Below are 599 nucleotides of genomic sequence, written 5' to 3' on the forward strand. Positions count from 1 at the left end.
CTGCGGGCGAACCTGACCGACCCGGACTCGCGGATGCTGAAAACCCGTAACGGCTACCTGCAGGGCTACAACTGCCAGACCGCGGTCAGTGAAGACCACTTCATCCTGCACGCCCAAGCCACCCAGGACGCCAACGACAGCCGCCAGTTCGAACCCACCGTCACCGCTCTGAACAGCACCATCACCGAACTGGCCGGGCACACCGGCCGCGACGACCTGAGCATCGGTGTCCTGCTCGGCGACGCCGGCTACGACAGCGACCACAACCTCACCCTGCCCGGCCCGGACCGGCTCATCGCCGCGAACCGCACCAACCCCCACCCCGACGCCACCGCCCGCCGGCTCATGGACCAGCGCCTAACCACCGACGAAGGCCGTGACCTCTACAAACACCGCTCCGGGATCGTCGAACCCGCCAACGCCTGGCTCAAAGACCGCCGCGGACTGCGCCACTTCCTACGCCGCGGCCTGACCGCCGCCACCAGCGAACTGCGCCTCGCCGCCGCCGTCACCAACCTGCTCCGACTCCACCAACTCGGCGTCACCACCACCCGCCTCGCCACCGGATAACCCCAAACAGTGGCCCCCAGGGCCGCTCC

General features: G+C 68.9%; 1 protein-coding gene. It reads left to right on the forward strand.

Annotation, left to right across the window (positions count from 1 at the left end; all coding sequences use genetic code 11):
• The coding region (locus tag ACFQV6_RS44340) for a transposase (protein ID WP_378033756.1) at positions 1–570 on the forward strand (570 nt) is incomplete at its 5' end.
• Between the last annotated feature and the right edge of the window lie 29 nt (positions 571–599).

Origin of the sequence: Actinoplanes sp. GCM10030250, from assembly GCF_042666575.1 — a bacterium.
Classification (GTDB): domain Bacteria; phylum Actinomycetota; class Actinomycetes; order Mycobacteriales; family Micromonosporaceae; genus Actinoplanes.